Origin of the sequence: Solimonas flava DSM 18980 (assembly GCF_000426685.1) — a bacterium.
In the GTDB taxonomy this organism is placed as follows: domain Bacteria; phylum Pseudomonadota; class Gammaproteobacteria; order Nevskiales; family Nevskiaceae; genus Solimonas; species Solimonas flava.
On the sequence record NZ_AUFV01000020.1, the window covers coordinates 12218 to 37103 of the forward strand.

A 24886-nucleotide genomic window follows, 5' to 3' on the forward strand; every position below is an offset into this window, starting at 1 on the left:
TCCTCGAAGAAGCGTCACGCGTGCAGGCGGGAGTGCCGCTGCGCGCGATCATGGGGTCTGCGGCGTCGGCACGGCGACGCGCCATTCGCGCAGCGCGTGCGTCGAGCCTTCCTGGACCTGCTTGAGGGCGTCGTAGACGCGCGCCGGCAGGCCGGTGTCGGTGAAGCGGATCGCGCGTTCGCCGTCGCCGATCTCGCTGACGCTGACCAGGCGCGCGGCGGTGCCGACGCCGAACGCGGCGCCGAGCTGGCCGGCCATCTGCGCGGCGGCGAGCTCGTCGAGGCTGATCTTCTGCTCCGAGACGCGCAGGCCTTCGGCGCGCAGCAGGCGCAGCACGCTGTCGCGCGTGATGCCGGCGAGAATGGTGCCGTCGAGCGGCGGCGTCAGCACTTCGTCGCCGATCTGCACGAAGACGTTCATCGTGCCGGCTTCGGCGAGTTCGCGTCGCGTGAGCGCGTCGAGCCAGATCACGTCGTCGTAGCCGTTCTCCTTGGCGCGCTGCAGGCCGGCGAGGCCGGCCGCGTAATTGCCGCCGGTCTTGGCCGCGCCGAGGCCGCCGGGGGCGGCGCGCGTCAGCTCATGTTCGGCCCACAGGCGCAGGCGCTTCGGTGCCGGGTCGGCGCTCGGCGTGACGGCGACCGCGAGGCGGTGGCGCGTCGCCGGCCGGAAGCCCAGCGCTTCCTCTTCCGCATACAGCGTCGGGCGCAGGTACAGCGCGCCGCGGCCGTGCGGCGGCACGTAGCGTGCGTGCACCTGCACCGCGAGCTGGCACAGCGTCATGAACAGATCTTCCGGCGGTTCCGGCATCACCACGCGGCGCGCGCTCAGTTGCAGGCGGCGCGCATGGTCGCGCGGACGGAAGAGATGAATCTGGCCGCGCGGATCGCGGTAGGCCTTGAGGCCTTCGAACACCGACAGGCCGTACTGCAGGCCGCCGCTGGCGACCGGCACCGGCAGCGCGTTGCGCACGCTGACGGTCGGCGCGTGCCAGTGGCCGTCCTCGCCATGCTGCGCATGCACGAGATAGGGGCCGAGCACGCGGCCGAAGCCGAGTGCTTCCGGTTCCGGCCAGTCGGCCGGCAGGGGTGCTTCGTAAAGCCCGGTCGGGGGCGTGTGCATCGTCATCGCTCCATCGTTCATTGCAAAAGCTTAACCAAGCGCCTCGATATTGGCGCTGCCCGGCGTCACCATCGGCAGCACCATTTCCTCGGCCGCGATCGGCGCGCGGATCAGCATCGGGCCCGGCTGCGCGAAGGCCTCGCGCAAGGCCTGTGCCGGATCGCGCACGAAGCCGAGATCCAGCGCCGGCACGCCGAAACCCTCGGCGATCGCGCAGCAGGACGGCGGCTGCCGGTACAGCGAGCCGCTGTAGCGCGCGTCGTAGAACAGATTCTGCTGCTGGCGCACGAGGCCCAGCGCGCTGTTGTCCATCACCACGATCTTCACGTTGGCCTGGGTCTCGGCCAGCGTCGCCAGCTCCTGCACGGTCATCAGCAGCGAGCCGTCGCCGGAGAAACAGACCGCGCCGGCGCGCGGAAGTGCCAGCGCCGCGCCGATCGCCGACGGCAGGCCGAAACCCATCGTGCCGAGGCCGCCGGACGTCAGCCAGCGATCGCCGCGCGCGAACGGATAGGCCTGCGCGACCCACATCTGGTGCTGGCCGACGTCGGTGGTGATCGCCGTCTCCGGGTCGATCAGCGCCGCGATCGTGGCGATCAGTCCATACGGGCGGCGCGGATCGTCGCGCCCGGGCTGGGCCAGCGGGAACTCGCGGCGCAGCGTGCCGACGCGCGCCAGCCAGTCGGCGCGCAGCTGCGGGCGCACGGCGTCGAGCAGCGCGCGCAGCGCGGCGCCGGCATCGGCCTCGATCGCCAGTTCCGGGCGGCGCAGCTTGCCCAGTTCGCGGCGATCGGCGTCGATATGAATGACCTGCGCGTTCGGGGCGAAGCGGTCGAGACGGCCGGTGGCGCGGTCGTCGAAGCGCGCGCCGATCGCGATCAGCAGATCGCATTCGTCGAGCACGAGATTGGTGTAGCGCGCGCCGTGCATGCCGAGCATGCCGAGCGCCAGCGGATGGTCCGGCGGCAGCGTGCCGAGCGCCATCAGCGTGGTCGTCGTCGGCAGGCCGGCGCGTTCGGCGAAGGCCTGCGCGAGCCCTTGCGCGCGCGCCTGCGTGACGCCGCCGCCGAGGTAGAGGACGGGGCGCTGCGCGCGCTCGATCAGCCGCGCCGCCTGGGCGATCGCGGCGGCGTCCGGGGCCGGTGCGCGCTGCGGCGGCGCGGCGTCCGGAACGCGCTCGATGCGCAGGCGCTCGGTCTGCACATCCTTGGGCACGTCGAGCAGCACCGGGCCGGGGCGGCCGCTCTCGGCGATGCGGAACGCTTCCGGCAGCAGATCGAGCAGGTCTTCCGCCGAGCGCGCCTGGAACTGCGCCTTGGTGATCGATTCGACGATGTGGCCGGTGCGCACTTCCTGGAACGCATCGGTGCCGATCAGCGCGCGTGGCACCTGGCCGGCGATGCAGACCAGCGGCACCGAGTCGGCCTTGGCGTCGGCGATCGCCGTCACCGTATTGGTCACGCCGGGGCCGGAGGTCGCCAGGCAGACGCCGGCGCGGCCGGTGACGCGGGCGATACCCTGCGCCATGAACGCGGCGCCCTGCTCGTGGCGCGCGAGGATATGCGTCAGCCGCGAATCGGCGAGCGCGCGGTACAGCGGCAGCAGCGCGCCGCCGGGAATGCCGGCGACGAGCGCCGCGCTCGGGCCGACCGCGTCGATGCGTCGCTCGAGGAAGCGGGTGATCAGTTCTGCGCCATTGATGTCCATAGTCGGTTCCGGGAAAGGTGGAACCCCTGGGGCGATGGACCGGCGGATGAGACCCTCAAAACAGAAAACCCCCGCCGGTCGTATGCGCCGGCGGGGGTTTTGTTTCGTGCAGCAGCCCCTACGGCGCGTCGTTAACGACGACCGCTACGAGTACGAGGGCAATCTGCTTGAACGGGTTCATTAGATGTGACTGAGCTTGAAGCGCGCGCAGTCTAGCCGCGTGCCTGAAGCTTGCGCAAGCGGCGGACGCTCATGCCGTGCCTTTCTGGATGAACTCGATCTTGTAGCCGTCCGGGTCCTCGACGAAGGCGATGACGGTCTTGCCATGCTTCATCGGGCCGGCTTCGCGCGTGACCTTGCCGCCGCGCTGCCGGACCCGTTCGCAGGCCTGGGCGGCGTCGTCGACTTCGAGCGCGATGTGGCCGAAGGCGCTGCCGAGTTCGTAGCGATCGACGCCCCAGTTGTAGGTCAGCTCGATGACGGCGCCGTCGGCTTCGTCCTGGTAGCCGACGAAGGCGAGCGTGAACTGGCCGTCCGGATAGTCTGCGCGGCGCAGCACCTTCATGCCGAGCACGTCGCGGTAGAACTGGATCGAGCGATCGAGATCGCCGACCCGGAGCATGGTGTGAAGGATGCGCACGGGGGACTCCTGCAGAAAAAGCGGCGGCGCGCAAGGTGCCAGCGCGCCGCTGCCGATGCAAGCCGCCGCGCGGCGCTCAGAACGAAAAGAGCGCGAAGCCGCGCCGCGCGCGCGTCTTGGGCGAGGCCGCGCCCGGCTCGACGTCGATCGCGTCGATGCCGAGCGTGCGCTCCAGCGCGTCGAGCCGCGCGAACTGCGCGCACAGCGGCCGCGCCTTGGCTTCGAGCGCGTCGGCCTTCGGCTGGATGCGGCGCTCGACGATGCGCTCGGTGGCGTCGGCGCGCGCCTCGATCCGGCTCGGATTGACCAGCGCGGTGAATACCATCGAGGCAATGTTGCCCGTCATGTCGGCGGCGAGGTCTTCGGCCAGCGCGTCGATTTCGGCGTCGAGGCCTTCGTCATCGGCGTCGCCACCGAGGCTGCCGCGCAGCAGTTCGCGGCCGTTATAGCGCGCATGAATGTGCTCGCTGAGCGTGGTCATGCGTTTTTCGTACTGGCGCAGGTCGTGGCGGTCGCCGCCGAGCGCCGCGAACGATACGGTCACTGCCTCCAGACCCAGCATCGCGCCGTCGATCGCGATCTCGCTGACCGCCGGCACCATGCGCTGCAGGCCGCGGCGATAGTCGTCGGCGGTACGGTGCTGGGTGGCGTCGAGCTGCAGTTCGCGGCCGTCGCGAAACACGCGGTCGCCTTCGAGGCGGTAGCGCGCGTCGTCGCCGCGCAGTTCGACGGCGTCGCCGTCGAGGCGGATATCGGCGCGCAACTCGCAGCGGCAGCCGTCGTCGGCGGCACGGGCGGCGCCCGGCCATGCGAGGACGGCGGCGAGCAGGGCGAGCGGGGCAAGGGCGAGCGGCTGAGACATGGTCGGAACTCCCGTTTCTGGCGTTTGTGCCGGGGAGTGGAGCAAGCCCTTTGCCAGTTGCTCAGCCTTTATCGATCAATGACTTGTGAATATTTCCGGAGATGGGCGTGGCGAATCTGGCGAATCTCGTGCGTAAATCCGCCAGATCTTGGCGTCATCGAACTTCCATCGGCCCCGAGCCGGGCAGGCGCGAGACCAGGTCGGCGCCGCACAGCTTCGACGGGGTGTAGGCGCCGCCGGCAGGGCGGTGCTGCGTGAGGAAATCGACCACCGCGAGCGCGCCGGTGATCGTCAGCGCGTAGCCGTTGGCGACCTTGATGCGCGCCGTCCGCGTCTGGCCGGCGGCATTGCGCGCCTCGCCCCAGACGCAGGTCGCCAGCGTTTCGCGCTGCTGCGCGGTCGGCCCCTTCACGGTCTTGCCGATGCGGTTCTTCAGGAAGCGCTGCACCGGCGGCAGGCCGAGGAACCAGCGGAAGTAGTTGGCGCGCCGGGCGTTGGCGATCATCGCCGGCGAGCCCGGGATGAAGACCTCGATATTCGGGATGCCGGTGCTGAAATAGGCGGTGCAGACGTCGCCCCAGGGGATCGTCATCGCCAGCTTTTCGCCATCGCCGAAGTCGATGCGGCGCACGTGATAGGCGAGCGGTACGGCGCGGATGATGCCGTTCTCGCGCACCTTGCCGCCCTGCGCGAGGCCCTCGACCGAGGTCTTGGCGGTGCCCGGCGAGAAGCCGGAGCGCGAGTCGAAGCCGAGCGCCAGATGCGTGGCGTCGGGCAGCGCGGCCTTGAGGCTGGCGGCGACGCAGTCGGTCGGGATCACGTCGAAGCCGACGCCCGGGCAGACGACGACACCGGCCGCCGCGGCACGTTCGTGCTGGCGATGCGCATGCTCGAACACGGAAATCTCGCCGGTGATGTCGAGGTAGTGCGCCTTGGCCTGCAGGCAGGCCTCGAGCATCGGCGCGCTGGTCGCCGAGAACGGGCCGGCGCAGTGCAGGACCAGCTCGACGCCATCGAGGCCGCGGGCGAGCGCGGCCGCGTCATCGAGGCCGAACACGCGGTGTTCGAGCTGCAGCTCGGCGCCGAGCGCCGCGAGCTTGTCGGCGCTGCGGCCGGCCAGGATCGGCCGGATGCCGCGCCGGACCGCTTCGCGTGCGATCAGCTCGCCGGTGTAGCCGTTGGCACCGTAGATCATCCACTTCATTGCTGCTGCTCCTGGCGGATTCGTGGGTTCAGCCCATTTTAGCGACGAGCGCCAGCGGCAGATGCCGCATCGCGAAGCCTAACGGCATCCACGGCCAGCGGGGGACGCAGGCGCTCTGCGGCTCGCGGTCAATGGCGTCGGCGAGCAGCCGGCAGCCGGTCTCGGTGTCGATCATGAACGGCGTCTTTTTCACCTTCTCGTTGATCTCCGAGCGGATGTAGCCCGGGTAGATCGTGCTGACCCGGATCGGCTTGCCGATCAGGTCGGCGCGGATGCCCTCGGCGAGGGCGGCGACGCCGGCCTTGGTCGCGGCGTAGGTCGTCAGATTGCGCGGCATGCCGCGCATGGCGCTCATCGATGAGATCACGACCAGATGGCCGGCGTTCTGTGCGCGGAAGATCTCGAGCGCCGCCTCGCACTGCGCGAGCGCGGCGACGAAGTTGGTTTCGGCGGTCTTGCGGTTGGCGTGGAAGTAGCCGGTGCCGAGCGGCTGGCCCTTGCCGAGGCCGGCGTTGACGATGATGCGGTCGAGCCGGCCGAACTCGTCGCGAAAGCTGCGGAACACTTCGAACACCTGGCCGTAGTCGAGCACGTCGAGCGCGCGCACGGCGATGCGCAGCTTCGGGTGGCGCGCGGTCAGCTCCGCCTTCAGCTCGTCGAGCCGTTCGGTGCGGCGCGCGCACAGCGCGAGGTCGTGTCCGCGCGCCGCGAATTCGCGAGCCATGCCGCGGCCGAGGCCGGAGCTGGCGCCGGTGATGAGGATGGTCTGCCGCGTCGGATGTCTGCTCATGTGGATTTTCCGGAAGATCGTTGACGCGAGCCGCCGGCGACGGCGGCTGGGGTCAACGGACGACGGGGGCTCGGGGCGGTGGGGTCATCGGCCGGGAGTCAGCGGTACGAAATCAGGCGGCTGTCGTGCTCGAAGTGGGCGTGCTCGTTGAAGCTGGACAGATACAGGCCGCGCTCGCCGTAGATCAGCTTGGTGACGGCGGCGTTGGCGAGTGTCCAGTTCAGCTGCGCGGCGTGCAGGTCGGTCAGCGCCAGCCGCTCGCGCACGACCGCCGTGATCGGGCCGCCCGAGGTGAAGACCAGCGCCGTCTTCGAACGGCCCAGCGTCTCGCGCAGGCGCTGCACGCCGGTCTCGACGCGATCGCAGAAGCCGCGCCAGGTCTCCGCATAGTCGGCGTCATGCTCGCCGCAGATCCAGCGCTTCATGCTCTCGGCGAAGATGTCCTGGAACGCGCGGCGCGGGTTCGGCGTCGCGGCCAGCTCGGCCATCATCAGGGCCTTGTCGCGAAAGCGCGGACGATAGGCCTCGATCATCATTTCGTGGTCGTACTCGTTCCACGCCGGGTCTTCCTGCCACTGCGCCGTGAGCTGCATCGCCGCCAGGCAGCCTTGCGCGGTCTGGCGGTGACGGCGCAGTTCGCCGCAGACGACGAGGTCCGGTGTCACGCCGCGCACCGCGAGCGCGCGGCCGAGCACGCCGGCCTGTTCGGTGCCGAGCGTCGAGAGCTGGTCGTAATCGCCGGCGCCGAACGAGGCCTGGCCGTGGCGGATGAGATAGATCGTGCCCATGCGGAGCTCAGCGGCGTGACTGGCGCATCAGCCGCCGGCTGCGCCAGATCAGGTAGTTGGCGAGCAGCCAGAACTGCTTGAAGGCCGGATTGCGCGTCTGCTTGTGGTGATAGCGGTAGTAGATCTGCTGGATGATCACCGCCAGCCGGAACAGACCGTAGACCTCGTAGAACGTCCAGTTCTGCGGCTTGAGACCGGTCCTGGCGCAGTAGTAGTCGACGATCTCGCGGCGCGTCATCATGCCCGGCAGGTGCGAGGGCTGACGGCGCATGCTCTTGATGAAGCGGTCGTCGTCGGCCTGCGACCAGTACGCGAGCGTGGTGCCGAGTTCCATCAGCGGATCGCCCAGCGTCGCCATCTCCCAGTCGAGCACGCCGATCACGCGCGTCGGGTCGTTCGGGTCGAAGACCAGATTGTCGAGACGCCAGTCGTTGTGGATCACACAGGTGGCGACGTCGTCCGGCGTGTTGGCTTTGAGCCAGCGCATGACGTCGGCGCCGCGCATCACGTTCCAGGTACGCGCCTTCTCCCAGCGGTCGCACCAGCCGTCGATCTGACGCCGGCAGTAGCCGCTGCCCTTGCCGAGTTTGTCGAGGCCGGCGGCTTTCCAGTCGACGCGGTGCAGCTCGATCAGCTTGTCGAACACGTTCTCGCACAGGCGGCGCGTCTGCTCGGGCGTCAGCGTCACGCCCGCCGGCAGGTTCTTGCGCGGAATCATGCCGACGATGCGATCCATCACGTAGAACTCGCAGCCGATCACCGTTTCGTCGCGGCACAGGCCGACCATATTGGCGACCGCCGGATAGACCGGCTTGAGCGCCTTCTGCACCGCGTACTCGCGATTCATGTCGTGCGCCGACTTGGCTTTGGTGCCCGACGGCGGACGGCGCAGGATCAGGTCGCGGTTCTCGTACTCGAGGCGGTAGGTCCAGTTCGATGCGCCGCCGGCGTACTGCGTGACCTTGGGCGTGCCGTGCAGCTCGACGCCCTGCGCCTGCAGCCAGGCGGTGACGGCGGCGGCGTCGAGTTCCTCGCCTTGGCGGACTTGGCCGCCACGGTCGATGCGGGCGGATTCGGAAGCAGCAGTCATGGTCTGTCGATGAACACGTCGATCAAGGGGTTGACGGTATCCGGACATTCACATCCGGCCAAGCGCGCGGCGCGCGTCGGGCCGGCCAGCGCCGTTGCGCGGGCGCGGGCCAGCGGAGATACGCGGTTCTCGCGATTCTCGCGGACGGCGACGACGCGGCGGTTCGGCGCGTGGTGTCGCGCCTGCGCCGCCCGTCTCGTGCCGTCCGTCGGCCGTCCCGCACAGGACAGCAGCGAGCCCGGCGCCGCACCCTGCCGGCACCCGCGCGCTTGCCCCGTCCGGGGGCCTGTTTCAGCGGGCAGCGTCGCCACGCGCCGCGGCCTTGCCCATCATTTTCTTCGTCGCGCGCTGCATCAGGCTGGCGTAGACCGTGTACGGCAGCAGGCGCTTGAGCCGCCAGATGCGCGCCTCGCGCTTGTGCGTGAGGATGTGGAAATCGCCGCGCGCGACACCGGCGTAGACGAGCTCGGCGATATCGTCGGCGCTGTGCCGCGCCTGCGTCACCAGCTTGCTCATCATGCGGTTCGAGTCGCCGTCGGCGGCACGCGCCGACTCGGCCAGGTTGGTGCGGAAGAACGCCGGGCAGACCACCGAGACCTGGATGCGATCGCGCGCGAGCTCGACTTTCAGCGTCTCCGACAGCGCAACGACTGCCGCTTTGGTGGCGTTGTACGCCGACATCAGCGGCGGATGGATCAGGCCGGCCATCGACGCGGTGTTGACGATGTGGCCGCCGCCCTGCGCGGCGAGCAGCGGCGCGAAGACCTTGCAGCCGCGCACGACGCCGAGCAGGTTGATGTCGATGATCCACTGCCAGTCGGCGATCGGCAGCTCGCCGATCGCGCCGCTGGCAGCGACGCCGGCGTTGTTGAAGACCAGATCGACGCCGCCCCAGTTCTGTTGCAGCCACTGCGCGGCGGCGGCCAGGTCCGCTTCCTCGCGCACGTCGCAGCGCAGGTAGTGCGCGCGCCCGCCGCGTGCCTGCAGCGCCTGCACGGTTTCGGCGCCGCGGGCGTCGTTCAGGTCGGCGATGCAGACCGAGGCGCCGGCGCGCGCGTAGCGTTCGGCCAGCGCGCGGCCGAGCCCGGACGCGCCGCCGGTGATGAAGACGCGCGACGCGCTCATGCGCGGATGCCGCGCTCGGCCATCAGCTTGGCGTATTTGCCGAGTTCGACGCGGGCGATCATGCCGCGGTGCACGGCGTCCGGACCGTCGGCCAGGCGCATCACGCGGGCATTGGCGAACATCGCCGCGAGCGGGAAGTCGTTCGACAGGCCGGCGCCGCCGTGCATCTGGATCGCTTCGTCGACGACCTGCTGCAGGACGTTGGGCGCCACCACCTTGATCGCGGAAATCTCGGTCAGCGCGGCGAGCGCGCCGACCTTGTCGATCTTCCAGGCCGCGTACAGCGTCAGCAGACGTGCCTGGTCGATCGCGATGCGCAGCTCGGCGATGCGCTCGCGATTGGCGCCGAGGTTGATGAGCGGCTTGCCGAAGGCGACGCGCGTCAGACCGCGCTCGATCATCAGCTCCAGCGCGCGCTCGGCGGCGCCGATACAGCGCATGCAGTGGTGGATACGGCCCGGCCCGAGGCGGCCCTGCGCGATCTCGAAGCCCTTGCCGATGCCCTTGATGAGATTTTCCTTCGGCACGCGCACGTTCTCGAAGTGCACTTCGCCGTGGCCGTAGGGCTCATCGTACTCGCCGAACACGGTCAGCATGCGCTGGATCTTGACGCCGGGGGCGTCGAGCGGCACCAGCACCATGCTGTGCTGCTGGTGGCGGTTCGCCTTCGGATCGGACAGGCCCATGAAGATGGCGACCTTGCAGTCCGGATGGCCGATGCCGGTCGACCACCACTTCTTGCCGTTGATGACGACCTCGTCGCCGTCGAGCACGGCGGTCGCCTGCATGTTGGTGGCGTCGCTCGACGCCACGTCCGGCTCGGTCATGCAGAACGCCGAGCGGATCTCGGCGGCCAGCAGCGGCTTCAGCCAGCGTTCCTTCTGCTCCGGGCTGCCGTACTTCCACAGCACTTCCATGTTGCCGGTGTCCGGCGCGTTGCAGTTGAACACCTCGGGCGCGATGAAGCTGCGGCCCATTTCCTCGGCCAGCGGCGCGTACTCGACGTGCGACAGGCCGGCGCCGAGTTCGGCGTCGGGCAGAAACAGATTCCAGAGGCCGGCGGCGCGCGCCTGGGCCTTCAGCGCGGCGACCTGCGGCGACACCGTCCATTTCTGCCAGTCGCCGCTGCTGCGCGCGGTTTGCTGTTCGTGCAGCAGGGCCGTCTCGACGGGCGCGACCTGCTCGCGCATGAACTGGCGGACGCGTTCGATGAGGTCCTGTGCGCGGGGACTGTGCGCGAATTCCATGGCCGTTTCTCCTCCGGGAGATGGTTTGATGCGCACACCTTACGACGCGCCGGATCATTCGATCCACTAATATTCCTGAATCATTTTTCATTCATATGGCGAATGAATGAGCCGCATCGACCTCAACCTGTTCCGCGTTTTCGACGCCGTCTACCGGGCCGGCAGCCTGACGCAGGCGGCCGCGCAGCTGCATCTCACGCAGCCGGCGATCAGCAATGCGCTGGCGCGCCTGCGCGCGCAGTTCGGCGACCCGCTGTTCGTGCGCGACGGGCGCCGCATCGCGCCGACCCCGCGCGCCCGTGCGGCGGCGCCGGAGATCGCGGCTGCTTTGCAGACGCTGCGGCAGACGCTGTCGGCCCCACAGGTGTTCGAGGCGGCGTCAGCGTCGCGCCGCTTCGTGATCGGCATGCGCGATCTGCTCGAGTTCGCGCTGCTGCCGCGGCTGACGCAGGAACTGTTGCGCGACGCGCCGAAGCTGCAGTTGCAGAGTGCGCGCATCGAGCGGCGCAAGATCGAGCGCGAGCTCGCGGCCGGCGCACTGGATCTGTCGATCGACGTGCCGATGCCGGTCGGCGAGGGCATCGTCCAGGAGGCGCTGTTCGAGGAGCATCTGTGCGTGGCGATGCGGCGCGATCACCCGCTGGCGAAGCGTACGTTGGGCATCCGGCAGTGGCTCGGTGCGCGGCACGTGGTGGTGTCGTCGCGGCGCATCGGCCAGGTACTGGAGGATGGCGTGCTGCAGCGCGAGGGTCTGCGCCGCGATATCGCGCTGCGCTGCCAGCATTACTACGCGGCCTGCCATGTCGTGGCCAGCAGCGATCTGCTGCTCGTCCTGCCGCGCTACTACGGCGAATGGTTCACGGCGCACCTGCCATTGAAGCTGGTGCCGCTGCCGCTGGCCATGCCGAGCCTGCAGGTCATGCTCTACTGGCCGCGCAACGCCGAGCACGACCCCGGCCATGCCTGGCTGCGCGAGCGCATTCGCGCGCTCACGGCCCGCGGGGCGCCGCGTCCCTGAGAGGGCGGTGCCGCGCGATCAGTCGAAGCTGATGGTGGTCGTGCTGCCGGCGGCGACCGTGGCGTTCACGGTGTCGAGAAAGCCGAGACTGTCGGAGGTGTTCGGGGCGTCGTTGGCCGCCTTGCAGGTCCACGCCACGGTGTAGCTGCCGGCCGGCAGATTGCGGATCTCGAACAGGTACTCGCTGTTCGAGGAATCGTAGTCGAGCGGCGACGAGGCGAGGGGCTGGTCGCTGTGCGCATTGCTGCCATCGTCGTAGTAATCGGTGGGCGTGACGCCGGAGCCGCTGTAGACGTAGACGGCGACACCGCTGCCGGCCGAACTGCCGCAGCTGCCGCCGGTCACGGAGCTTTCGGGGATCGAGCCGCTGATCGTGCCGCCGTTGCCGCTCTTGACGGCGCGGATGACGGGCGTGAATTCATACCCGGTGCCGGCGCTGTTCTTCACCAGAGAGAACGGCAGTTCGAGCGTCGTGATGATCCGGGCCGAATCGCCGCTCGACGTGCCGCTGTCGGACAGCGACAGGCTGATGCTCGCGTAGCTGGCCTGGCTCGACAGCGAGATCGGCAGCTGCGCGCCGCTGCTCAGCTGGACGTACGCGTCGGTGGTGTCGAATACCGGCCGGATGCCGACGAAATCGCCCGACAGATTGTTTTCGTTGATCAGTTCGAGCTGGCCTTCGTAGCGGTCGTCGTCGTTGAAGCTTTCCGAACGGCTGTACGGCGTCACGTCGAACGGGTTGTCGATGCCGGTGCCGTATTCGTCGACGCTGCCGTCGTCGGATTCCAGGTCCACGTCGGTGATGTTGAGTACCACTTTGCTGACGCCGCTGGGCGCGGCGACGGCCAGGTCGACGCTGAGCTGGGATTCGCAGCCGGCGAGCAGGATGGTGCCGAGAAGCACGGAAACGGGCGGAAGCTGACGATGAGCGGGCATGGCGTGCGCGGCATGAAATCGATGACGACACGGTAGACGCTGCGCCCATATCCAGGGGTTTCGGCCGGTACTGGATTTGTTTCGAAGTGTATCGGCCTGGAACAGCCCGTGGCCGGCGCTGTCAGACTGCGAGGGAGCCTGCCGGAAGTTGCGCGCGTGAACAAAGCCAAAGTGTTGCTGGTCGACGACGACGTCCGCCTGCGCCAGATGATGGCGGAGTATCTGCTGCGCCACGGGATCGAGTCCGAGGGCGTCTCGACCGCCGCGGCTGCCGTGCGGGCGCTGGCGCGCACGCGTTTCGATCTGCTCGTGCTCGATCTGATGCTGCCGGACGACGACGGTATCGCGCTGTGCCGGCGGCTGCGCTCGGCCGCGACGCCGATTCCGATCATCATCCTGTCGGCCAAGGGCGACGATGTCGATCGCATCGTCGGTCTTGAGGTCGGCGCCGACGATTACCTGGCGAAGCCCTGCAACCTGCGCGAGCTGGTCGCGCGCATCTTCACGGTGCTGCGCCGCATCGGCCAGTCGCCACGCGCCGACGCCGTGTCCACGCCCAAGCAGGTCGGCATCGGTGAATTCGAGCTCGACTTGTGGTCGCGCACGCTGACCCGACACGGCGACGCGGTGCACATCACCACGCGCGAGTACCAGCTGCTCGAGGCCCTGGTCCTGCACGCGCGCCGCGTGCTCAACCGCGACGAGCTGATGACCTTGACCAACGGACGCCCGAGCGACTCGCTGTCGCGCTCGATCGACATCCTGATCTCGCGTCTGCGTCAGGTGCTCGAACCGGATCCGTCGTCGCCGCGCTACATCCAGACGGTGTGGGGCCGCGGCTACATGTTCGTGCCCGACCAGCCGGCATGAGCCTGCGCTGGTGGCTGGGCCTGCTGGTGGCCGCGGCGGTGATCGCGGTGCCCACGATCAACGTGGTTCTGCTGCATTTCTTCCCGCCGCCGGTACCGGAGTTCCGGCTCGCGGATTGTCCGCCGGGGCTGGTCGAATCCGGGCGTGCGTCGCCCTGGGCCTGCGCGCACGCCCGCGACGGCGGCCAAGGCGCGGCGGGGCCGGGCGCCGCGCCGGACGCACCTGATGCAGAACCGGCGCCTCCGGCGCCGGGCGAACGGCCGCCGCCGCGCTTCGCGGGCGAAGGCGGCGACCCTGCGCTGCGCATGCCGCCGCGGGAACCGCGCGCAAGCGTCGGTTTCGGTGCGCCGCTGGTGATGGCGACGCGCGACAGCTTCGGGCCGAGGGGCGGGGCGTTCGAAGCGGTCGGCCGGCATTTCCTGTGGATCAATCTGGTCAGCCTCGGCATCGTCGTGGTGCTGGCGATGCTGGCGTTCTCGCTGATTGTGCGCTGGCCGCTGCGCGGCCTGCTGCTGGCCATCGAGGACGTCGAGCACGGCGGCATCCCGGCGGCCGGCGGCATGATGGCCATGCCCCGCGAGCTGCGCCAGATCGGCACCGCGCTGCATCGCCTGGCTCGGCAGCTGCAAGGCGGCAACCAGGAGCGCGAAACCATGCTGGCCGGCATGTCGCACGATCTGCGCTCGCCGCTCGCCCGTATCCAGGCGGCGATCGAACTGCGCGCCCGTCCGGACGAGGACTGGACGCCGGTGCTGCGCGACGTCCACGAGATCGACCACATCATCGGCCAGTGCATCGACTACGTCCGCGACGGGCAGGACGAGCCGAGCGTGCCGCTGTCGCTCGATGAGCTGGTGCGCGCGGTGATCCGACCGGAATCCGATCAGGACGTCGAGCTGGCGCTGGCGGCGCCGGAACGGCTGCCGCTGCGCCGGCAGTCGATGATGCGGGCGGTACGGAACCTAATCGACAATGCGCGGGTCCATGGTTCTGCGCCGATCCGCGTCCGTACCTTCCGCGAGGAGGGGGATGCGGTTCTGAGCGTCGAGGACGAGGGGGCAGGCATCGATCCGCAGCAATGGGAGCGCCTGCTCAAGCCGTTCGCCCAAGGCGCCCGGGCCCGCAGTCCGGGTGGTGCCGGGCTGGGGTTGGCGATTGTCCAGCGGGTGGCCGCGCAGCATGGCGGCCGTCTGGTAATGCGGGTGGTGAGTCCGGGGACGCCGTTCGCGGTCCAGTTGCGTCTCCCGGCGGATTCGGTAGGGTAGTGCGCCTTTTTCTAGGGAGTCGGCGCTGGTGATACAGTCCGACACAAAGCCATTCACAACGCTGAGCGAGCGGCGCTCATGATATGTTAGCCGCCGTCCGCTCGGCCCCCAGTCTCTTTGCGAGGAGCATCATGCGTTTCAGTCGTGTCAGCCCGACGTTCCCGTCCGTCACCCGTAAGTCTTTGTCCAAGCCGGCCCTGCTCAAGCCGGCCCTCGCCGCGACGGTGGCCGTGCTGCTCGCCGCCTGCGGCGGCGGCGGCGGTGGCAACAAGAAGAATCTCGAGGAAGCCTATACCGTTGTCGGTCAGGCGGACTTCAAGACCGGCACCGCGGCCAGCCCGAGTGCCTCGACGCTGCGCAGCCCGCAGAGCAATGTCGCGACCAACGGCACCAAGTTCGCCGTCGCCGACGCCTCGAACAACCGCATCCTGATCTGGAACTCGATCCCGTCGAGCAACGGCGCCGCGGCTTCGGTGGTGCTCGGTCAGGCCGACTTCTCGACGCGCACGGCCGCGACCACGCAGGCCGGTCTGAACTCGCCGCAGTCGGTGTTCATCAGCAACGAGGACAAGCTCGTGGTCGCCGACCAGGGCAACCACCGCGTGCTGATCTGGAACTCGATCCCGACCGCCAGCAACACGCCGGCGGACGTCGTCGTCGGTCAGGACAGCTTCACCGCCAAGCAGGTTGACCTCGATGGCGTCGACGGCAAGCCGTCGGCGCGCGGCCTGGACGGCCCGTACGATGCGATCGTGACGGCGGACGGCAAGCTGATCGTCGCCGATACCAACAACAATCGCGTGCTGATCTGGAATACGCTTCCGACCAGCAACGGTCAGGCTGCGAACATCGTGCTGGGCCAGGTCGATTTCACCTCGGACGACGACGACGACGAAGCCGACGCGATGAACGTGCCGCGCGGTCTGTGGAGCGACGGCGCCAAGCTGATGGTGGCCGACAGCGGCAACAACCGTGTCCTCTACTGGCCGAATCTGCCGCAGACGAGCACGGTGAAGGCCAGCTACGTCGTCGGCCAGACCGATTTCTCGCGCAACACCGCGGGTACTTCGGCTTCGTCACTGCGCAACCCGGTTTCGGTATCGTCGGACGGCGCCGGCTTCTATGTCGCCGATGCCGGCAACAACCGTGTGCTGCGCTACGATTCGCTGCCGAGTTCGAAAGGCATGAACGCGGACTTCGTTTACGGTCAGGACAACGACAGCTTCGCGGCGTCGACGGCCAATGACGAGAACCAGGACGGCAAGCGCGACGACAATCCGTCGGCCAAGACCCTCAGCGGTCCGACCGGCGCCTTCGTCTACGACAACAATCTGTACGTCACCGACAGCAGCAACAACCGCGTCCTGTTCTTCAACCCGTTTGCCACCCCATGATGGCAAGTCGTTTCAGCCGCGGCGCCTGTCTGGGCGCCGCGGTTTTTTTGCTGGCAGCTTGCAAGAACTCGAATCCGGTCGGTGAGGGTACGGGGCCGACGGCGCTCTGGATTCAGTCCGGCACGTCGACCTCCGGGGCCCAGATCATCGAGTGCGGCACCACGGCGCTGAGCGCGATCGCGCGCTTCGAGGGTGACCACGATTCGCAGTCGGACGTCAGCTCGCGCGTCGTCTGGACCAGCAGCAATCCGGGCGTGATCGACGTCAGCAACGGCGATCTCGAGACCTACCCCGGCTCGGGCTCGTACTTCTCGACCGGCACGGTGGTGGCCCGCACCACGGGCGTCGCGACGATTCGTGCGTCCTATGGCGACGGAGCGCTGATGGCCAGCTTCGGTGTCGATGCCAAGCCGATCAGCGGCATGCGCATCTGGCCGGAGCTGACGCGCATGGCGCCGAACTCGCAGGCCAAGTTCTACCTCTACGTGCATCCCGAGAACGATGCGCTCGAGCAGGATCTGACGGGCAGCGCGGTCTGGTCGATTCCGAGTTCGTCGCCGGCGGCCTACATTGCCTCGGGCTCGACGGTGCAGGGCTCGACCAATCCGCTCGACACGCCGTTCACGCTCGAGGCGCGGCTGTATACCTGCGACCAGAAGATCACGCGCACGATCAGCCTCGGCAAGGTCAGCGGACTCAACCTGAGCTACGAGCAGCCCGCCGGCAACGCGGTGCCGATCGGCATCGACGACCGCGTGCGGGTCGACGCGGTTTTCGAAGACACCTCGGCGATTCCGCAGAATCTCTCGAGCCAGCTCGTCATCAAGAACGCCGACGGCTACGACCCGGATATCGCGTCGACTTCGACCACGACGTCCAATACGACCGTCACCTCGGGAACCACGGCGCAGCTGGGGGCCAACGACTACCTGCTGGTCGGCGGGCTGCAGGACAAAAAGCCGGTGAAGCTGCAGCTGACCTACGACAAGTCGGGACTGAATCTGGTGGCGCTGACCCGCGAATACACATTCGCGAACATCGACGTGACCAGCCTGCGGGTCGATCCGGCGAGCGTCGATCTGACGTTTCCGGACCTCGGCCAGCTGTCGGCCTACGCGACTTTCGAGGATGGCATCGAGCGGCCGTTTACCCGCTTCGTCACCTGGAGTTCCGAGAATTCCGATTTGCTATCGGCGGTCGGTAGCGGCGGCATCAACGGCGGCCTGCTGACCCCGCTGAATGTGGGTGGCGAGGCCAAGGTATTCGCCAATTACACGAGCGATGTCGCGGGCAAGCTTGAGGAGCGGGTGATCGTCAACGTGCATCACAACTGACGGAAATTCCGGCTCGCGCGGCAGCCTCCAGCAGTGCTAATTTCGCGGCAGGGCAGGGGGTTCCACTGCGTGGCGGGAACGGTGTACATTCCTACTCGCAGTTGCTTCAAGCAAAAGTAACATCGCGGTACACGGGGTCGTGACGTTGGCAGTAAGGACCTCCGGCTACGTTTCTTGATCGCTTCTTGCACTGGAGTGGGTGTAAGCCCGTTTTTCAATTGACGTCAGAGGGAATGTTGCATGTCTAATGTCTCGACCGGCACCGTCAAATGGTTCAACGATGCCAAGGGTTTTGGTTTCATCACGCCGGAAGGCGGTGGTGAGGATCTCTTCGCACACTTCCGCGAGATCCAGGGCAGCGGCTTCAAGACCCTGAAGGAAGGCCAGAAGGTGCAGTACGAAGTGCGCCGTGGCCCGAAGGGCCTGCAGGCCGCCGCGATCCGCCCGCTCTGAGCGAGATCACCTTCGGCAGTTTGCCGATAAAACCGCGGCTCGCACCGCGGTTTTTTTTCGCCTGCGCAATGGCCGCGCGCTTCTCGGGCGCTCGGTTTCCATATCGATGATCGTGGTCCGGATCGGAAGCAGGCGTGCTGCGATTGCGGGGGTGCGATGAGAGCAGCGAGCGCCGTTCGCGTGGTGGCATGGCTCGATCTGGCCGTCACCGCCCCGCTGGCGGTGCCGGGACTGGAAGCCTGGTGGTTGCGCTTGCTGTTGAGCGGCGGCGGCTGGTGGACGCTGCCGCCGTCGTGGTCCCTGTCGGCCTCGGGGCTCATGCTCGCGCAATTGTCCGGAGTGTTCGGCATCTGCTGGAACGGGGCTCGGGCCTGCTGGCCGGGCGATCGCCGACTGGTGACGATCGACGGGGTAGCGCGGATCGCGGTCGCCGGACTTCTGCTGCGTTTCCATGCGCTGGGCGGACCGCCCAGCCTGCTCGTCTTTGTCGTGACCGAACTGTGTGGCGCGGTCATCGCGGCATTGGCGGTGCTGCCGTTATCCCGACGAAACCTCACTTGAAGCCGTGCGCGATGCCGAGCGCGTCGGGATCGAGGCGGTTGCCTTCAGCTTGCGCGCTTGCGCTTCGGCCGCAGCATCGTGCCTGTGCAGCGCTTCTTGCCGCAGCGGCATGCCCAGATCTTGCGCAGGCGCGGCGTGTGCGGCTCATCGAGCGTGATGCCGTAGTCGTACGTCAGCTCTTCGCCGGCGCGGACCGGTTTGATGGTCTCGATGAAGATCCGGTCGTGCGCGCGCCGCCCCTTCGGGTCCTCGACGATCACGGCTTCGCAGTTCGGCTCGCAGCTGGTGTTGATCCAGCGCGCGATGTTGCCGCCGACATTGGCATCGACTACGTACTCGTCGTTCAGCGTGAACAGAAAGGTGTGGCCGGAGTCGTAATCGCCGCCGTAGCAGTCGTCGACCTCCGAGTGACTGCGAAGCTGGCCGCGATAGCGGACCAGACGGGTGCCGGCGGGTAGGTCGCAGGCGGCGAAGACGCCGTTGCCGTGGATGGGAGAGCGACGAAGAACGAGCTTGCGGGACATGTGGGGCGGTGCATTTTCGGGGGCGCCATTCTCCCGCAAATTCCGTGCAGCGGTATCGCGGCTGGATGCCTGCCGCGGTACTGCTTGTCGAGCCGCGGGGCCTGTTGCGCGTACGGCGGTGCGGATCGACCGCCGGCCGGGGCTCGATCACCACTGGGCCGAATGCATCCGGCGATTCGGCTTGCCGTTCGCGGCAGACGTCGGGCGTTGTGCTCGCAGCCGGGATTGCGCGCTGGCCGGCCGGACATCGATGTCCAGCCTTCGGCGATGGCGGTGCGCGCGGCGGCTTCGTAAGCTCGGCAGCGACTTCAAAGGATTCGCGTCATGCCGCAGCTGAATGCCAATGGCCTGTCCCTGCACTACGAACTGTCGGGACCCGAGGACGGACCTGCAGCGCTGCTGATCATGGGCCTGGGCGGACAGTTGATTACCTGGCCCGAGCCGTTCTGTGCGGCGTTGGCCGCTGCGGGCTATCGGGTCATCCGCTTCGACAATCGTGATGCAGGCCTCTCGACGCGATTTACGTCGTTGGGCAAGCCGAACCTTCTGAAGGCCGGCGTCGCCAGTACGTTGCGCTGGCCGCTGCGCGCCCCGTATTCACTCGACGACATGGCGGCCGACGCGCTGGCCTTGCTGGATGGGCTCGGCATCGCGTCGGCGCACGTCGTCGGCATTTCGATGGGCGGCATGATTGCGCAGCTGATGGCCTTGCGGCAGCGCGAGCGTGTGCGCAGCCTCAGCCTGCTGATGACGCATTCGGGCCATCCGTGGCTGCCCGGGCCGCGCTGGCCGATTCGCTGGCGCATGGTGCGGCGCCCTGGTCTGCGCGAGCGCGAAGACATCATCCGCTACTCGATGCAGACCTTGCAGCTGATCGGCAGCCCCGCTTTCAGGCCCGATCCCGCGGCGCTTTACGCGCAGATCGCCCGCCAGTATGACCGCAGCTACCATCCCGCCGGCGTCGCGCGCCAGACCGCGGCGATTCTCGCCGCGCCGGATCGCAGCGCGGCGCTGCGCGCATTGCGAGTGCCAACGCTGATCCTGCATGGGCAGCAAGATCCGCTGATTCCGGTGGCGGCCGCGCACCAGCTTCTGCGTCTGATGCCGCAGGCGCGGCTCGAACTGTTCGAGGGCATGGGCCACGATCTGCCGGCGCCCTTGCTGGAGTCCCTGGCCGCCCACATCGTCGCGCACTGGGATTCGAGCACGTCGGCGGGCTGACGCAAGCGGTTCAGCGGCGATCAAGCCGGTGGCGGCAAAGCTTCCGCGCCTTACTGGAATCAATGCGGGAGGATGCGTGAACACTGCCAAGCTTCGTAAAGCCGGGCTTCGTCTCGGCCTGATGGCGCTACTCGGGGCCCCGGTGCTGGCCCAGGCCTACGATTACAACTATCTCGAAGGCGGCTACCTCAATCGCGATCAGCCGGGCGACGATAGCGGCTTGCGCGTGCAGGGCAGCTTCGACATCGCGTCGCCGATCGCGATCTTCGCCGAGTACGCCGATGTCGATCACTACGACCAACTCAGCATCGGTGCGCTTTACCACACGCCACTCGACCGTACGCTCGACCTCGTGCTGGGGGCATCCTTCGAAACCCATGACGACGGCCACGACGACGACAGCGGTTTCGGCCTGCGCGGCGGCTTGCGCTGGACGCTGCCGCAGACCCGGCTCGAACTGAATCCCGAGTTGCGCTACGTCGACTACGGTCACGACGACGGTCTGTCGCTGCGGCTCGGTGCGGTGTATCCGCTGACGCCGGCGCTCGCGCTGCAGGGCGGCGTGCAGGCCGGCGACGACGATCGCTTCGACATCGGCGTGCGCTACAGCTTCGGGCCGCAGCGCGCCTATCGCTGACGGACGCAGGCCGCTTCGCTCATGGGGGCGAGGCGGCCGCGCCGGGTTCGGACGGCCGGGTGTTCAGAAAATGCCGGCAGCCAGCCCCGCTGCCATGGCCTCGCCGAGTTCGCGGCATTGCGCGAGCGCGGCGTCGTCCGGCTCGCCGATGACGATCAACGGCTCGGCAACCGCCTTCCAGCGATAGCCGGTGGCGATCCGTTCGACGGCGCGCGCCGTGCCGCTGCCGTCGTTGCCCGCGCTGACGAACAACGCATAGGGAAGCCCGAGTGTGCGGCCCTCGGCTGGATAGAAAGTCCGGTCGAAGAAATCCTTCAGCAGCCCCGCCATGTAGCCGAGCTTTTCGGGTGTGCCGATCAGCAGGCCGTCGGCCCACAGCAGGTCATCCACGGCCGCCTGTTCGGCGCGCACGTGGCGCAGTTCGATCGCGGCTCCGGATTGCTTCGCGCCTGCCGCAACCGCCGTGCCGAGTCTGGCGGTGCGGCCGGATTCGCCGACCTGGATCAGGAGCAGGTGCTTCATGGCGCGATGGTGCCACGCGGCGCGCCAACAAAAAACGGGCGGAAGATCCGCCCGTTCTAGAAGAGTTTCATCGTTTACTTCGCCGCCTTCGCCCCGCCACCGACCGTGATCTCGGATTCGAGCATCTTGTAGGTCTTGTCGCCGATGCCGTCTACCTTCTTCAGGTCCTCCTTCGACTTGTACGGCCGATGCTCGATGATCGCCTTGGCTTTCGCCGGGCCGATGCCGGGCAGCTTTTCGAGTTCCTTCTGGCTCGCAGTATTGATGTCGACGATTGCGAAGGCCGGCATGCTCACTGCCACGGCGATGCCCAATGCGAGTGCTCGGATGAATCTGTTCATCGCAAATCCCCCAACCAGCATGCACATGCATGCGCGGCCAATATTTTCTCTATCCGAATCGGGGGCAAGCGCGCTTTGCGAAGTCGATCACTGTCGCGGCAAGTTTATTGCGGCGGATTGAGACGCGGATCAATGTATTCACCCGGAGGGAGCGCGGATATCGACCCCTCGGGGGGCATACGACAGGTCTTTGAATAAGGAATCAGTCCTTGGGACCACAGACGAGGGAATACGGTGCTGCCGCGAGGCAACTGGACCGAGTCGGGTTGAATGCAGGTTCTGCCAAGCGATATCGCCATTCCTGATGCGGCGAGACAGAACACGGCGAGCACGCTCCGGAGCAGGCGGGAACGCCCTTTCGTCAGCTCAACAGCATTTCTCCGGGAAGGTATAGAGATGCCGATGAGCAAGACGGCGATCAGCTGGCTGACGGGATCGTTGAAGACGTTGGCAACGAGGCCGTGTACGAGCGCGGCCGTTGCCCCCGCAAAGATGGCCGTATCGATCGCCGCGTCCCTCTTTTCGGTGGGCTGGCCGGCAGCATTTCGAAGCCTGATGCTTTGCGCTGTCGCCCAGAACCACCACGCGCCTAGCGCAAAAAGCATCATCGCCGCGGGGATTCCCCACTCCGCGGCGAACTGCAGCGCAAAGTCGTGGGTGCCGGCGCCTAGAACCGTCGGATGGCGATCGACGGCCGAATATTGCATGGGGCCGATGCCGATCCAGGGTGAGGACTGGACGTCGGCCCACGCTGCCGCATTGAGCTGGGCTCGCCCGTTCAGTGCAGTCATCGCCAGGCGACGCGAGGTCGCCAGTCCAAAACTCGTTTCCACGACGCGCCATAGCAGGAAGCCAAGCAGGCCGATCAAAACTTGCCATCTGGCGTAAGAGCGGCCGGTCTGGCCTAGAAACAGGCATGCGAGCATCGCCATTCCGATTCCCACCACAGCGCCACGGCTACCAGTGCCGATGACTTGCGCGCTCATCGCAACTGCGGCGGCCGCGCAGCAGAAGCGGGTGATCGTTCGATGTCGGTCGAGCAGCAGGGGGGCGCACCAGAGCAGCGGCAAGGCCCATGTGGCCGCTTTGGCGAAGAAGCGTGGCGTGGTGAACGGCAACCATGCCGAGACGAGTCCGCGTGCGTCGGATGTTGCAAATGCTGCAATAAAATCGATCAACAAACGGGTGCCGAGCACCAGCGCGCCGGCGCTCGTGACCAATATGATCAGGGGACGCAGGTTGCTATGCGTGGCCGTCCATTCGCGTGCGGCCAGACCTGCGCACACCAGGGCACTCATCAGCCCAAGTTCGACGAATCCGTATGTGGGGAACTCGGCGAAGCTGGCGGAAACCACTCCGATGGTCAGCAGTGCGAGAAAGGCGGCACGCGAGCCGCGCGGCAATGGCGCTCCGAATTTGGCAAAGAGCGGGATCAGCAGTGCGAACAGCGCGAACTGTGCGATCCGGACCTCGTCGTAGCGTGTCTGCAGGAACTCGATGGGTTCCCAGCCAGATATCGCCCACGCTGCGCCCGCTGCGAGCAGGAAAATAGTCAGAGTTTGCATGGCAACAAAAAAAGAGCCGCCCCATTGGGGCGGCTCTTTGCCGACAGTGGCCAGCACGCCTGATTCAGGATCAGGTGCCGCGGCAGTTGGCCGGGAGGTACTTCTTTTCAATCGTTGAAGTCGTGCACGACCAGGAAAGAGGCTTCGAATTGTCCGAACCTTCCGTGGGCTTGAGCACAAACGTCTTAGTGTCGACACCGGCGCCGATGCCTTGCGCCGTAACGGTGATGAGCCCGTCGGCGCCTACTTCAAGCTTATTCACATATTGCGTAGCGTTATTATTGCAGCCAGCAGCGTCGATCGTGTCCGGCAGAGAGCCCTGCGCTTGATAGTATTCCGCGACAGAGGTCTTGCAGGCGTCGGCGGCAGTGACGAGTTCAGTTACCTTCGAGCGCTTGATGTAGTCCTGATACGCCGGAATCGCGATGGCGGCCAGGATGCCGATGATCGCGACGACGATCATCAGTTCGATCAGCGTAAAGCCCTGCTGCTTCTTCATGTGGATCTCCATAAGTGGTGGTTCAAACCCCGCTGGGACGGCCCCGCGTAGGAATCTTCGGGCAAGGGATATGCCAGGGTTCGTACATCAATAAAACCTACTACTTGCATGTTCGCGCCCGGAGCGGAGCTGACGTGACCGGTCGCTTTGTGGTCAGTTTGTGACGTAGAACGTCACTTTTGGGCAGTCGGTAAGGGTGAGGGCCGGGTGGCGTTGATCCGCCCGAGCCGGTTCTTCGCCAGCGAGCGGACTGCTTTAAGATTCCGACATGAGCCGGCATTCCCAGGCAGTCGAGATGTCCCCCGATACGCGGGCGGCGATCGTGGCTGTGCTTTCCAGGCAGCCCGACATTCGCTTCGCGATGCTGTTCGGTTCGGCCGCCGCCGGTCGCCTGCGCCCGGGCAGCGATGTCGATCTCGCGGTGCTGGCGGAGCGACGGCTGTCCGCCGCACGGAAAATGGCGATCATCGGCGACGTCGCGGAGGCGACGGGGCGTCCGGTCGATCTGATCGATCTGCAGGCGGCCGGTGAGCCGCTGCTGGGCCAGATACTCCGGCATGGCGTGCGCCTGTTCGGCGACGATGCCGATTACGCGGCCCTGCTGCGGCGGCACATGTTCGATTCGGAAGATTTCCTGCCGTATGTCGAGCGCATGCTGGCGGAAAGGCGGCGGGCGTGGATCGGCTGATTCTCGAACGCAAGCTTGACTCGCTGCGCCGTTGCCTGGGCCGAGTGCGCGACCGGTGCCCGGAGGACGTCGCGGCGCTGACGGCGGACGTCGACGCACAGGATGTGCTGGTGCTGAACTTGAGCCGGGCCGTACAGATCTGCGTGGACCTTGCTGCTCATCTGCTGTCGTCGCTGGACTTGCCGCCGCCGGATACGATGGGCCAGGCCTTCGAGCGCCTGCGGCAGGCTGGCCTGCTCGACGAGGATCTGGCGCTTCGGCTGCGCAAGGCCGTTGGTTTTCGCAATGTCGCGGTCCATGCCTACGACACGATCGACTGGGCGATCGTGTTCAGCATCGCGACGCGGCATCTGGGTGACTTCGAGCGCTTCGCGCGGGTTGTTGTAACGTCTGGATTGGATCGCGCGGGCTGATTCGGCGCCTCGGCATCCCGGTCTGGCGGCGGGGCGTGGGGACCCGCGTAGGGCAGCGGCCGGCACGGCTGGT

27 protein-coding genes are annotated in these 24886 nt (G+C 67.3%); 11 read left to right on the forward strand and 16 right to left on the reverse strand.

Annotated elements, in window-relative coordinates:
• Positions 1–48: 48 nt before the first annotated feature.
• The 10 genes from ilvE to K343_RS0117440 all read right to left on the reverse strand — a co-directional run bounded on the left by ilvE (position 49) and on the right by K343_RS0117440 (position 10572).
• Complete coding sequence (ilvE, locus tag K343_RS0117395; protein ID WP_245585231.1) at positions 49–1119, reverse strand: branched-chain-amino-acid transaminase; 1071 nt, start codon at positions 1117–1119, stop codon at positions 49–51.
• A gap of 30 nt (positions 1120–1149) precedes the next feature.
• Positions 1150–2826 carry a biosynthetic-type acetolactate synthase large subunit gene (gene ilvB, locus K343_RS0117400; RefSeq protein ID WP_028009153.1) on the reverse strand — a complete coding sequence of 559 codons (1677 nt, stop codon included), beginning with the start codon at positions 2824–2826 and terminating at the stop codon, positions 1150–1152.
• 250 nt (positions 2827–3076) lie between these two features.
• Complete coding sequence (gene gloA, locus K343_RS0117405) at positions 3077–3466, reverse strand: lactoylglutathione lyase (RefSeq protein ID WP_028009154.1); 390 nt, start codon at positions 3464–3466, stop codon at positions 3077–3079.
• A gap of 76 nt (positions 3467–3542) precedes the next feature.
• Entirely contained in the window at positions 3543–4328 is a 786-nt protein-coding gene (locus tag K343_RS0117410) for a DUF2884 family protein (protein ID WP_028009155.1), read from the reverse strand.
• 154 nt (positions 4329–4482) lie between these two features.
• Positions 4483–5532, reverse strand: coding sequence for a saccharopine dehydrogenase family protein (locus tag K343_RS0117415; protein ID WP_028009156.1), 1050 nt, complete (start codon positions 5530–5532; stop codon positions 4483–4485).
• Between the two features lie 28 nt (positions 5533–5560).
• Complete coding sequence (locus K343_RS0117420) at positions 5561–6322, reverse strand: SDR family oxidoreductase (protein ID WP_028009157.1); 762 nt, start codon at positions 6320–6322, stop codon at positions 5561–5563.
• A 98-nt stretch (positions 6323–6420) separates the two neighbouring features.
• On the reverse strand, positions 6421–7110 hold the full coding sequence (locus K343_RS0117425) for a histidine phosphatase family protein (RefSeq protein WP_028009158.1): 690 nt from the start codon (positions 7108–7110) through the stop codon (positions 6421–6423).
• A 7-nt stretch (positions 7111–7117) separates the two neighbouring features.
• Positions 7118–8200: a phosphotransferase family protein gene (locus K343_RS0117430; RefSeq protein WP_051278680.1), complete on the reverse strand. Its 1083-nt coding sequence runs from the start codon at positions 8198–8200 to the stop codon at positions 7118–7120.
• Between the two features lie 291 nt (positions 8201–8491).
• Positions 8492–9325: an SDR family oxidoreductase gene (locus K343_RS0117435; RefSeq protein ID WP_028009160.1), complete on the reverse strand. Its 834-nt coding sequence runs from the start codon at positions 9323–9325 to the stop codon at positions 8492–8494.
• Entirely contained in the window at positions 9322–10572 is a 1251-nt protein-coding gene (locus K343_RS0117440; protein WP_028009161.1) for an acyl-CoA dehydrogenase family protein, read from the reverse strand. The genes K343_RS0117435 and K343_RS0117440 overlap by 4 nt, the downstream gene beginning before the upstream one ends.
• Positions 10573–10678: 106 nt before the next feature.
• On the opposite strand from K343_RS0117440, the gene K343_RS0117445 reads away from it, so the two are divergent.
• Positions 10679–11590, forward strand: coding sequence for a LysR family transcriptional regulator (locus K343_RS0117445; protein ID WP_028009162.1), 912 nt, complete (start codon positions 10679–10681; stop codon positions 11588–11590).
• An 18-nt stretch (positions 11591–11608) separates the two neighbouring features.
• On the opposite strand, the gene K343_RS0117450 is transcribed toward K343_RS0117445, so the two are convergent.
• Positions 11609–12493 (reverse strand): hypothetical protein, encoded by an 885-nt coding sequence (locus tag K343_RS0117450; protein WP_028009163.1) that lies wholly within the window; start codon positions 12491–12493, stop codon positions 11609–11611.
• A 189-nt stretch (positions 12494–12682) separates the two neighbouring features.
• Between K343_RS0117450 and K343_RS0117455 the strand changes: the two genes are divergently transcribed.
• The 6 genes from K343_RS0117455 to K343_RS0117480 all read left to right on the forward strand — a co-directional run bounded on the left by K343_RS0117455 (position 12683) and on the right by K343_RS0117480 (position 18403).
• The gene (locus tag K343_RS0117455; RefSeq protein ID WP_084615969.1) at positions 12683–13396 is read left to right on the forward strand and encodes a response regulator; all 714 of its coding nucleotides are present in this window, start codon (positions 12683–12685) and stop codon (positions 13394–13396) included.
• Entirely contained in the window at positions 13393–14661 is a 1269-nt protein-coding gene (locus K343_RS23670; protein WP_051278682.1) for an ATP-binding protein, read from the forward strand. Before K343_RS0117455 ends, K343_RS23670 begins: the two co-directional genes overlap by 4 nt.
• 131 nt (positions 14662–14792) lie before the next feature.
• Positions 14793–16055 (forward strand): NHL repeat-containing protein, encoded by a 1263-nt coding sequence (locus K343_RS22740; RefSeq protein ID WP_154662638.1) that lies wholly within the window; start codon positions 14793–14795, stop codon positions 16053–16055.
• Positions 16052–17389 carry a hypothetical protein gene (locus K343_RS0117470; RefSeq protein ID WP_154662639.1) on the forward strand — a complete coding sequence of 446 codons (1338 nt, stop codon included), beginning with the start codon at positions 16052–16054 and terminating at the stop codon, positions 17387–17389. Before K343_RS22740 ends, K343_RS0117470 begins: the two co-directional genes overlap by 4 nt.
• A 240-nt stretch (positions 17390–17629) precedes the next feature.
• Positions 17630–17842 carry a cold-shock protein gene (locus K343_RS0117475; protein WP_020648917.1) on the forward strand — a complete coding sequence of 71 codons (213 nt, stop codon included), beginning with the start codon at positions 17630–17632 and terminating at the stop codon, positions 17840–17842.
• Positions 17843–17998: 156 nt separating this feature from the next.
• A complete protein-coding gene (locus K343_RS0117480) occupies positions 17999–18403 on the forward strand; it encodes a hypothetical protein (protein ID WP_028009166.1) in 405 nt (134 codons plus the stop codon).
• 44 nt (positions 18404–18447) lie between these two features.
• Here K343_RS0117480 and K343_RS0117485 read toward each other — a convergent pair whose 3' ends face one another.
• On the reverse strand, positions 18448–18927 hold the full coding sequence (locus K343_RS0117485; RefSeq protein ID WP_020648919.1) for an SET domain-containing protein: 480 nt from the start codon (positions 18925–18927) through the stop codon (positions 18448–18450).
• Positions 18928–19251: 324 nt separating this feature from the next.
• On the opposite strand from K343_RS0117485, the gene K343_RS0117490 reads away from it, so the two are divergent.
• Positions 19252–20148 carry an alpha/beta fold hydrolase gene (locus K343_RS0117490; protein WP_043113089.1) on the forward strand — a complete coding sequence of 299 codons (897 nt, stop codon included), beginning with the start codon at positions 19252–19254 and terminating at the stop codon, positions 20146–20148.
• A 76-nt stretch (positions 20149–20224) separates the two neighbouring features.
• Positions 20225–20785 (forward strand): hypothetical protein, encoded by a 561-nt coding sequence (locus tag K343_RS23675; protein ID WP_154662641.1) that lies wholly within the window; start codon positions 20225–20227, stop codon positions 20783–20785.
• A gap of 63 nt (positions 20786–20848) precedes the next feature.
• Here K343_RS23675 and K343_RS0117500 read toward each other — a convergent pair whose 3' ends face one another.
• The 4 genes from K343_RS0117500 to K343_RS25230 form a co-directional block, all read right to left on the reverse strand.
• Entirely contained in the window at positions 20849–21307 is a 459-nt protein-coding gene (locus tag K343_RS0117500; RefSeq protein WP_028009168.1) for a flavodoxin family protein, read from the reverse strand.
• Positions 21308–21381: 74 nt separating this feature from the next.
• Positions 21382–21597 (reverse strand): ComEA family DNA-binding protein, encoded by a 216-nt coding sequence (locus K343_RS0117505; RefSeq protein WP_211213553.1) that lies wholly within the window; start codon positions 21595–21597, stop codon positions 21382–21384.
• Positions 21598–21752: 155 nt separating this feature from the next.
• On the reverse strand, positions 21753–23270 hold the full coding sequence (locus K343_RS0117510; protein WP_154662642.1) for an O-antigen ligase family protein: 1518 nt from the start codon (positions 23268–23270) through the stop codon (positions 21753–21755).
• A 13-nt stretch (positions 23271–23283) separates the two neighbouring features.
• Complete coding sequence (locus K343_RS25230) at positions 23284–23712, reverse strand: pilin (RefSeq protein WP_028009171.1); 429 nt, start codon at positions 23710–23712, stop codon at positions 23284–23286.
• A 268-nt stretch (positions 23713–23980) separates the two neighbouring features.
• On the opposite strand from K343_RS25230, the gene mntA reads away from it, so the two are divergent.
• Together mntA and hepT are read left to right on the forward strand one after the other, a co-directional pair.
• Positions 23981–24400 (forward strand): type VII toxin-antitoxin system MntA family adenylyltransferase antitoxin, encoded by a 420-nt coding sequence (gene mntA / locus K343_RS0117520; protein ID WP_281169409.1) that lies wholly within the window; start codon positions 23981–23983, stop codon positions 24398–24400.
• Complete coding sequence (gene hepT, locus K343_RS0117525) at positions 24388–24813, forward strand: type VII toxin-antitoxin system HepT family RNase toxin (RefSeq protein ID WP_028009173.1); 426 nt, start codon at positions 24388–24390, stop codon at positions 24811–24813. Before mntA ends, hepT begins: the two co-directional genes overlap by 13 nt.
• The last annotated feature ends 73 nt before the right edge of the window (positions 24814–24886 follow it).